The organism is Limnobaculum eriocheiris (assembly GCF_021010575.1).
GTDB classification, from domain to species: Bacteria; Pseudomonadota; Gammaproteobacteria; order Enterobacterales; family Enterobacteriaceae; genus Limnobaculum; species Limnobaculum eriocheiris.
The window spans coordinates 1-9,694 of the sequence record NZ_JAJNAG010000069.1; the positions used below are offsets into that span (position 1 = coordinate 1).

Genomic DNA, 9,694 nt, shown 5'->3' on the forward strand with positions numbered 1-9,694 from the left:
GGAAAAACTTCTGACATACTTGGTAAACAGGCATAGAGGTGATCTCATTGAATTGATAGCACAATCAGTAGATCACAAAACTCTATGCCTGTCTTTTTTTACCTGCTCATTACTGGGGATTCCTCAGTGCATCGCGGGGTTTTTCCATTGCGCTTAAACCGAAGAAATTATCTTCAGTGAATATTTTATGAAGTTTTATGATTCATAAACTAACCAACAACCGACTCTCTAACCACTAACTCCGGTAAAAATAAAAATTCTTCTACTTCAATCGTCGGGTCATCTAATCGGGCGATAAGTCTGTCAACCATTAGGGTGGCAATCTCGGCGAGCGGTGGGGCAACCGAGGTTAATGCCGGTGTTATCAGGCTGGTCAGGAAGGTGTTGTCGATACCGACTACGGATATGTCTTCAGGTACCCGAATACCCGCAGCACGAAAACCGGCAATCAGGCCAATGGCCATCACGTCGTTAACCGCAACAATACCATCAGGTGGTGTGGTCTGCTGGCTAATGGTTTTCGCCAGCGTTTTACCCAGTTCGGTCATTTCGGCATCACCATAACCTGAGCGGGCTTTGCCTTCGATAATGCGATAATGGTCTGACAAACCGGATGCCTGAGCGGCGTGGATAAAACCACTAATCCGGTTCATTCGACTGACGGTTTTACCGCTTTCAGTGACAAAGGCGATATTTTTACAGCCCCGGTTTATCAGGTGCAAAGCTGCAATCTTTCCTGCCTGAAAGTTATCCATGGATATGCTGTCACCAATAACGGAACGTTCTGGCGAGTCGGGATGGGTTTGCATATCGTAATTAACCATCACTAAACCACGGTCGATAGCATCATGGAAATGGGATTGTTCAGTCATAGTAGAGACGACAATCATGCCGCGGATCCCCTGAGAGAGCAGGTCGTTAAGGAAGGTGCGTTCCTCTTCCTGATTACGATAAGTATTGCCTAATAAGACCCGATAACCATGCTGTTTAGCGGCGATATCTATCTTATGAGCCAGTTCAGCAAAGCTGGGGTTAACGATAGAAGGAACCAGCAGCCCCAGCATGTTGACCTGTCCGGTTTTTAACTGCCGGGCGGTGCGGTTAGGGGAAAATTGTAACTCGGCAATGGCACTTTCAATTCGTGCCAGCGTTTCTGGTCGCATGCGATTAGTTCGACCATTAAGCAGGTTCGAAACGGTGCTGACGGAAACCCCAGCGCGCTGTGCTACATCACGTATGTTTGCCATGCTTCCCCTATTTATAGCGAACAGCCCGGTAAATGCCGGGCTGTTGGTAGCAATATGCCAACCAATAACGGCTTAAGGTGCCATTTGGCCGCCATTCACGTCAATAATTTGACCGGTAATGTAACCGCTACAGGCATGAGATGCCAGAAAGAGATAGGTTGGTGCTACTTCTTCACTGGTACCAAAGCGGCCCATTGGAATAGTTGAACTGATTTTTTCAATTAATTCCTGGCTCTTGTCGTTGTGAAATGCGGTATCAATACTGCCGGGAGCAACCACGTTAAAGCGAATGTTATCTTTGGTGAACTCTTTCACCCAGTTGCGATGCATATTGTGTAACCAGGCTTTAGAACTGGCGTAGAGGCTGGCACCCATACCGCCACCTTCACGTCCGGCAATGGAACCACTGCTGATGACCGATGTAGTTTTTCCACTGATTTTAGCCGCAGCTCGCAGATGAGGAATGGCAAATTTAGTTACCATCATGGCGGAGCGGGCATTAAGGTTCATTACGTGGTCGTAGAATTCATCATCGATGGCCTCTAACCCACGCCGACCGCCTAAACCACCGGCGTTATTGATTAATACATCCATACCGCCAAAACGCGCAATGAAATCATTAACCAGTTTTTCGCACTGCCCGGATTTGGATACATCAGCAATAAAGAATTCCACATCTCCACCCAGTGCAACCAACTCCTCTCTGGCTTTCTGACAGCTTTCATGACGGGAGCCGTTAATACCCACTTTTGCTCCGCTACGGATGAATGTTTTTGCCACCGCCAGACCAATACCCGCCGTGGAACCAGTGATAAGAACGCGTTTACCCTGGAGATCGTTAAACATAAGCCTGTTTCCTGTTTTCATCTTCAGTTAAGTCGGTAAAACATGTTTTTATCCATTTACGGCATGCTTACCGGTTAAGTATGACTGTTTAGTGTAACGATACACTGAATAATGAAAAGTGCTACAAAAGATTGCCTGTATTCTTTAGTTTATGGAATCATAACGATGATTTTTCAGGGATTATTTTGAATTTAAAGATAAGTTTTAGAAGAGATAGCAGCAGAGAGGATTATTTTCTGCTGCTATGTGACTATTGCCTAATCACCCATTCAACTTCGACAACCGATTAAGTTCGTCAAACGATGCAGTAATAGTATCATCATTGCGAACGGCGGTGATCTGGCTGCCATTTTCTGTGATTTGATAACCTTTTAGCTTTAAATAACAGATTAAGGCGCGACGATGATTAATATCGTAAAGGGAGATCATTCGCGGGAAGGTAGTCAGTGTATCAAGATGGCTGTTGTGATAATCCGAATCGATATCTTCAGACTTGATCGTAACGCACATAATGCCACGCCCGTAGTCTGCCAGATAATAACCGCTGTTATTGAACATACCTGAAGCAATCATACCAATGACATGTAAATCACGATCGTCTGCGGCAAATTCCGGATTAGTTAAGATATCGATGCCATTATCATCACCATACTGTTTCAGAATAAGTGATTGTTGTAATAAGTTATGCGGAATATCTGATTTAGTATTAGCCCATGCCCACATCCATGTCCCGGAAGAGTGGGACAAGGTACCCAGTACCTGCATGGGAAATGTCGCCTTACCGGCGAACTGTATCGTGCCTTTTTCCAGGTCGGTTTCCCAGGATAAATCTTCCACAACATTACTAAGGGTATTTTGCTTTTCTAATGCAATGGTGCCATATCTCTCCAACAATTCCTGCTGGTTCTTACAGGCAGATTCACCTTCAAATTGGTGTATTTGATATGCCGTTAACTTTTCTCTATTGCCGAAGAGCTTTTTAAGAAAATTCATTTTGACGTCCGCATAAAATGGTTATTCAAATATTTTAATAATAATCCATTTGGCTGACATCATTTATTCACATGCATAGATTTAGACGGTGTTTTTATCCGGTTTAGTGCATTGATATTTGCACTAAACCGGGAGAAAAACATTGTTAATACTAATAAATTGATTTTATTTACTTTTATAGTGGGGCAGGTCATTCACTTTACATAGTGATAGCAATTGCTTTTTCGCGCTATCCTGATGGGTACTATCATGGGAGATGGATGGGTGACCAATGTCAGTATTGGTAATAACGTTTTGATTATCAAAGTTAAAGGTGGCAACGATGCCATCTTCCTGCGTTTTGCAATTGGATACATGGTCTTTAACTTTTAGTGAGTAGGGGCATTATATGCGGAAATATATAGGTTTTTGCTGAACTGAAATCCTACTCTTACCATTAACAAATCGCCTTTACGTGAGCTATTTTTTCGGTCGAATAGTAAACGGTAATCAAAAGCGTTGGTTTTAGCCAGAGTAACCCAGCCAACTTTCATGCTCTTAATCTGACAAATAGCGGCAATATTCGCTTCCTGTTGTGGATTTTCTGCGCCGCCATACCTTCTTCCATAATGATTCGATCAATGCCGCATCCATTGCGACAAACAGCTGTGGATGCTCAGGAAAAATAACCTCATCTTTTTTCAGGTGTAGCGTCTTGATAAACCATTTACGTAAGTTATCTAAAAAAGTAGAGAGGACCGCCCAGAAAAGCGACTTTTCCCCGGATAGGCTTACCACAGGCCAGCCCACTAATGGTTTGGTTTACGATAGCCTGTAGAATCGATGCTGCAATATCCTCTTTTGCTGCACCCTGGTTAATTAATGGCTGAACGTCAGTTTTGGCAAGAACACCACAGCGGGAAGCAATAGGGTGAATGGTCTGATATTGGTTAGCCAACTGGTTCAGGCCCGCAGCGTCAGTTTCCAGCAGGGAAGTCATCTGATCGATCAAAGGCACCAAATGATCTTATATCGATTAGAGAATGCGGACTTGTTGACGATTTTACTGAAAATAAAAACAGCCGGAATGTGGCACTTGGCTGAGAATAACGCGGGCTATTCGGTATGGCCTGTACACATTTTAATAATCACGGCGCTCTTCATCCTTGTCTTTCAATTTCTCAATCGTTGTCCAGGGATAAAAATAACTTATGTTTATGTAATTACTCGATAAGCTACCAGTTAACCTATTTGATTTATATAGTGATTTATTGAATTTTTATCATTCTATTTTGAATTTTTTATAAGAATTTCGTTCTGTTAGGCCTGTATATCACGTAAGTACAGTACGCTATTTCAATTGAAGCGACTAAAATAGGTTTAAAGTATTGTTACGTGATAATAACGGGTATTGATTTAGGACCGAAATGTTGTAACAAGCGCTACCCATAACTCAATACGTTATTCATTTTATTTCAGGCAGATGGAAGCCGCCACTATGAGTGATAATTCTTTACCAAAATTAAGCCGCATTCTTATCATACTTGTCTGCATCCTGCAGGGTTTTCTGACTTATATTACCGATCATAACGATGGCAGTTTGTTGTCACAGCGACAAAGCACAATTTTATACTGGCAGGCGCTATCGCTGGTATTACCCCTGGTGTTTGCCTTTACTATTGTGAGATTGAAAGATCGGTTTTTGTGGCAGAGTCTGACAATTTGTTTAGTGGTTGTTTTGTTAACCGCCTCTTGGGTCAACTGGAATGTGGAAGAGGTGGAGAGCATTAACCAGTATGATGGAATTGTTGTGCCCTATCTCTGCTCATTGGGCATATTGATGTTTATTGCTTTACCCTGGTTGCAGACGCGTATTAAGAATAAACAGTGGAACGTTAGCTATGCCACTATTTATGATCACCTGTGTATTAATGCCATTACCGTTATTTTTATCCTGCTGCTGGTGGTTTTCTTTTGGGGAATACTGTGGTTATGTGTCGAGCTATTTAAGCAGCTTGACATTCACTTTTTCCGCCATCTGTTTTTCAGAAATAACCTGTTTATTTATACCATCAACGGCTTTTTGATCGGGGTAGGGATTAGAACCTGCCGTCTTCAGACTCATCTGATGAAAGCCGTCCGTAATCTTTTAACGATTATGGTTAAAGGGCTGCTTCCTTTGCTTTCCTTTGTTGCATTAATTTTTATGGCTACTTTGCCGTTTGTTGGTCTGGAAGCACTATCCGGTACCTGGTCGCCCTCGGCGCTATTAATTACCATGATTGGCCTGTTGATTATTGCGACAAATATTGTTTATAAAAGTGGGTTAAAAGTAAAACCCTATCCGGCACCCGTAAGGATGATGGTTAATGCTTCTTTACTGGTTTTACCTCTCTATGCAGGTTTGGCGCTGTATGCTATCTCCATTCGTGTGAATGAGTATGGCTGGACCCCTGTTCGGGTATGGGGATATCTGGCGATCATTGCGTCCGCATTTTTCTCATGCGGTTATGCCATTGCGGTGGTTCGCAGTCAACGAAGCTGGCTACATCCATTAGGCATGATTAATCGGATTCTGCTTCCTGGCTGTGTAGCGCTGATAATTTTGGTGAATACGCCATTAATCGATCCATACCGTATTAGCGTCGACGACCAAATGAATCGTTATCTGGCCGGTAAAGTGACGGCCGATCGTCTGGATTTGCCCTTACTGCGTTTTGACAACGGTAAACGGGGGCAAGAGGCACTGATTACTCTCTATCAGAACACCGAATTTGTTAGTAATACACAACGTAAACAGCGTTTGGAAAAGATCATGTCTGAGAATAACCGCTGGGAGGTTCATCCGGACATTGAAGAGCTGAAACAGATACATCCCAAATTTATGTCGGATTTTGTTCAGCAAAAATTGATATTAGCGAAAAGCACACTCATGCCAGAAGAAAGCTGGTGGAAAATGCTACAGAATAACCAACAGGTTGATATCGATTTATGTTTGCGTGATAGTGATGTTTGTATCGTTAATTCATTGGATTTAAATCAGGATGGCATCTATGAATACCTGCTATGCCATATTGAGCAGGGTTCCGATATCAGTTGCCATGTTTTTGCTAAACAGCGGGAAGAATGGAGAAATATCGGCCATGCTTATTTTCCTCCGTCTACGGTAAATGTAACCTATTTTGAGCATGCTTTAAGGGAGGGCAATGTAAAAACTAAGCTGAAACAGTGGCACGATGCAGAAGTCGGCAATGAAGCCATTAAGATATATTATCCGGATATGGAATGAGATAATTACATTCGGTTATTATTAGTTTTGAGCGGGATTAATTATGTGAAAATTGTAGTTTGGTAGGAATATGTTCATATTTTACTAAATTATTACAATTCTGCGAGGTTAAAATGCCAGTTTTAGCGGATTTTTTAGTAAAGAAACGATGTCATAGCAAAATTTTTATTAGAAATAGAGTGAGAGCTATTGTTTGATCTGTATAAAAAATTTATTTTCATACTTTTTCTAACTTCAATTTCTATCAGAACTTATCCCTGACATTTACAAAATTATACGCAAATCTTAAGTTAAATAGTGCACAATGCACACTTAGTTTATTATTTATTCGGAATCCACAATAGAAAATGGATGTTTGTAGTGGGGTACAGGTACAATGTCAGCGGAATTTAATATAATAAAGAAGGTTTCTAATAAGCGACTTTACCAGGCTGTTGGATGCTGTCTATTATTAATAGCAGGCCATTCCTACGCTTCTCAGAGCAGTAGTTCAGGCGGCAAAACGAATAAAGCTTCTACGGCAAAAGTTTCAGTTAAGCAATCCAATAGTAAAGCGTCTAACGCTAAAACATCGAATACTAAAACTTCGGGTACTAAAACTTCGGGTACTAAAACTGCATCTGGTGCTAAAGCGTCAGGTACTAAAAGTGTAAAAGCCGCAGATAAAAAAGTTTCAGTAACTAAAACTGCAAAAACCAAATCTTCTGGTACTCAGACTGCGAAGACCAAAACTGCTAAAGTATCCGGCGAGTCACGTTCTTCCGCCAGCATGTCTGATACTAAGTCATACAGTTTAGCGACGGGCCCGAGTAGTAGTGCAATGTTTCGTTACCCGACGGCTGAACCTTTTACAGTGACGTCTCAGTTTGATCCTTACCGTTTAAATCCGGTTACACGTAAACGCACCCCGCACGAAGGAATTGATTTCTCAATGCCCATTGGCTCAACTGTAGTATCTACAGGTGAGGGCGAAGTGGTTACTGCTAAATACAGTCCTTCTGCTGGTAATTACATCGTAATTCGCCATAAGAACAGCTACGAAACATACTACATGCATTTGAGTAAGCTGTTGGTAGAACCGGGGCAAAGGGTAAGCCGTGGTCAGAAAATTGCACTATCCGGCAATACTGGTCGTAGTACCGGTGCACATTTGCACTATGAATTATGGGTAAACGATCGTCCTGTAAATCCACTTTCCAACGATTTGCTTCTGGTAAATAACTTTAATTTACCGGGTGGTGGTTATGATAATACTCGCTTTGCGAATAACCGCGATAACGTAGGGAAAAATCCATTTGGTAATTCGAAAACTCGTGATGTTCAGTTTGCCAGCTATCAGGGACAAGAGGGCGGCTTTGCTAAACCACGTGGTAATATTGAATACCGTTCACTGGGTGAAGGGCGAATTCAGTATACTATGAGAACACAGAAGTCGACGGATTGATCGAATTCTTTGAATTAAAACATATTTTGATTTAGTTCTGAGAATATTTTGGCAGGGGAGTGTCCGTACTTAACTTCTGAGTGCGTTGTACAGCTTAAGCCGCCAGGGCCGCTAACGGCGGCCTCTTCTACGAATTGACTCTAAACCAGCATAATGCTGGTTTTTTGCTATTTAGGCATAGCTACCCCAATGAACAATAAGTGATATTCCTCTCAGGCTTGTCCTTCGTTTTTATTTCTGGCTCGAATCTCAACTATAGTTATACCGCTGTCTTAAATATATCGGGAGACAACGGTGGCATTGCGTATTGCTTTCAGTGGGTTTATTGCTTTGATCGTGGCAATGGGAATAGGGCGTTTTGCTTTTACGCCTCAGGTTCCTCTGATGTTGGCTGAAGGTGATTTTTCTCTTACCGGGGCGGGTATCGTCGCGGCTTTTAACTATCTGGGGTATTTGTGCGGTTCTTATGATGCCATGCGTTCTTCCCGTTATGTGGAATATCGCCTGTGGGGCGGTATCTGGGGCGCGGTGCTGCTGACGCTGCTGTCAGGAGCGGTATCCGGTATTTATTGGCATAGTCTTATCCGTTTTGCTATTGGCTGGGCCAGCGGTTGGGGGTTGGTGATAGTTGCCGCCTGGACCAATGAGCGTTTACTGACGTTGGGAAAACCTGGGTTGGCGGCGGCAGTCTTTGCCGGGCCAGGGGCCGGAATTTTCCTTAGTGGAATGCTGGCCGTTTTGTTTCATTCGTTTAGCTGGAATGCTCAGATGGCCTGGTTTGGTTATGGTGGTATTGCATTTGTTTTGATTGTGGCTGTCACCAGTAATTTTCCCCGTAAAGGTGAATTACACCGCGCCGGTGGTGTGATTCAGCCGCCGTTAGCGATGACGCGAAAAGTAAAACGTCTGGTTATCAGCTACAGTCTGGCGGGGTTTGGTTATATTCTTCCTGCTACTTTCTTATCTCAAATGGCAATTCAACGTTTTCCTGATAGCCTATTTGCTCAGTTTGTCTGGCCGGTTTTTGGTGCAGCCTCCGTGGTGGGGATCGCTATAGGCATTATGACCCGGCACTATTTTAGTACGTCGACGCCGGTACGTTTAGCCATAGCGCTTTGGCTACAGGCGATAGGTATTGCCTGTGCTGAACTGATACCGGGAATTGGTGGCCTGATAGCAGGAGCGATATTAGTTGGCGGTGCATTTTTGTGTGTAGTTCAACTTGCTTTGCAATATGGCAGGGAACTGGCTCCGGACTATGCGCGTTATATGGCGGGCTTACTCACTACCGGTTATGCGGTCGGGCAGTTAGTGGGGCCGGTATTGTCTGCGTTGTCTACCGCATTAACCCACAGGCTGGAGCCAGCCTTGTATATTGCAGCACTGGCGCTGCTGCTGGCCGGTTTTCTGGTGTGGCCAGAAAAAGTTAAACAATCAGAACAGGAAGGGGCAGAGGCTTAATGATCAGTTGATTAGTTCAACATTCAATGTTCTGCTGTCAGCCCGCCCTCTATCATCTATAGCGCGAACGCGATAACGCCCGCTGGTTACAGGCCGCCATTCAATGGTGCGTTTACTGGCGGTATTTCCCAGATAAATATCATCAACAAACCAGTAAATGACTTTGGTATCGGCATCGGTAATGGCGCTAAAAACGATAGGGTCATTGCGCAGATTTACATTACGCAGAGTGTAAGTGGTATTGCGTAGCGGAGAGGTAATACGGGGTGCTTGTCCGGTCGTAACAACATCGCCTATTTTACAATGGACAGATTGTAAGCACACCCATTTTAGTACCACATACTTTTTGAGATTTCTGGGTTTTCAGCCATCAGCCGGTATTCTTCCGGTGTCAGGTTATTCAGGGATTCATGGGGCCGCTCACTGTTGTATTCA

At 43.3% G+C, this 9,694-nt stretch carries 9 protein-coding genes and 1 pseudogene; 4 read left to right on the forward strand and 6 right to left on the reverse strand.

All coding sequences use genetic code 11. From position 1 onward, the window contains the following. Positions 1–209: 209 nt before the first annotated feature. The 3 genes from LPW36_RS16920 to LPW36_RS16930 all read right to left on the reverse strand — a co-directional run bounded on the left by LPW36_RS16920 (position 210) and on the right by LPW36_RS16930 (position 3,086). Positions 210–1,247: a LacI family DNA-binding transcriptional regulator gene (locus tag LPW36_RS16920; protein ID WP_230611705.1), complete on the reverse strand. Its 1,038-nt coding sequence runs from the start codon at positions 1,245–1,247 to the stop codon at positions 210–212. Positions 1,248–1,319: 72 nt separating this feature from the next. Beyond that, a complete protein-coding gene (locus LPW36_RS16925) occupies positions 1,320–2,093 on the reverse strand; it encodes an SDR family NAD(P)-dependent oxidoreductase (RefSeq protein ID WP_230611706.1) in 774 nt (257 codons plus the stop codon). A gap of 261 nt (positions 2,094–2,354) precedes the next feature. After that, the gene (locus tag LPW36_RS16930) at positions 2,355–3,086 is read right to left on the reverse strand and encodes a DUF6882 domain-containing protein (RefSeq protein ID WP_230611708.1); all 732 of its coding nucleotides are present in this window, start codon (positions 3,084–3,086) and stop codon (positions 2,355–2,357) included. Positions 3,087–3,335: 249 nt separating this feature from the next. Between LPW36_RS16930 and LPW36_RS17805 the strand changes: the two genes are divergently transcribed. Further along, positions 3,336–3,458 carry a hypothetical protein gene (locus LPW36_RS17805; protein ID WP_268991791.1) on the forward strand — a complete coding sequence of 41 codons (123 nt, stop codon included), beginning with the start codon at positions 3,336–3,338 and terminating at the stop codon, positions 3,456–3,458. 343 nt (positions 3,459–3,801) lie between these two features. Here the strand turns inward: LPW36_RS17805 and LPW36_RS16935 are convergent, their stop codons facing one another. Beyond that, complete coding sequence (locus LPW36_RS16935; protein WP_230611710.1) at positions 3,802–4,083, reverse strand: hypothetical protein; 282 nt, start codon at positions 4,081–4,083, stop codon at positions 3,802–3,804. 480 nt (positions 4,084–4,563) lie between these two features. Between LPW36_RS16935 and LPW36_RS16940 the strand changes: the two genes are divergently transcribed. The 3 genes from LPW36_RS16940 (at position 4,564) to LPW36_RS16950 (ending at position 9,259) form a co-directional block, all read left to right on the forward strand. Then, the gene (locus tag LPW36_RS16940) at positions 4,564–6,354 is read left to right on the forward strand and encodes a DUF4153 domain-containing protein (protein ID WP_230611712.1); all 1,791 of its coding nucleotides are present in this window, start codon (positions 4,564–4,566) and stop codon (positions 6,352–6,354) included. Between the two features lie 376 nt (positions 6,355–6,730). Then, on the forward strand, positions 6,731–7,798 hold the full coding sequence (locus LPW36_RS18035) for a peptidoglycan DD-metalloendopeptidase family protein (RefSeq protein ID WP_420844812.1): 1,068 nt from the start codon (positions 6,731–6,733) through the stop codon (positions 7,796–7,798). A gap of 294 nt (positions 7,799–8,092) precedes the next feature. Next, the gene (locus LPW36_RS16950) at positions 8,093–9,259 is read left to right on the forward strand and encodes a YbfB/YjiJ family MFS transporter (RefSeq protein WP_230611714.1); all 1,167 of its coding nucleotides are present in this window, start codon (positions 8,093–8,095) and stop codon (positions 9,257–9,259) included. Between the two features lie 3 nt (positions 9,260–9,262). Here LPW36_RS16950 and LPW36_RS16955 read toward each other — a convergent pair whose 3' ends face one another. Next, positions 9,263–9,583: a hypothetical protein gene (locus tag LPW36_RS16955; RefSeq protein WP_230611716.1), complete on the reverse strand. Its 321-nt coding sequence runs from the start codon at positions 9,581–9,583 to the stop codon at positions 9,263–9,265. 5 nt (positions 9,584–9,588) lie between these two features. Next, positions 9,589–9,694, reverse strand: a pseudogene (locus LPW36_RS16960) (integrase); the annotation flags it as partial.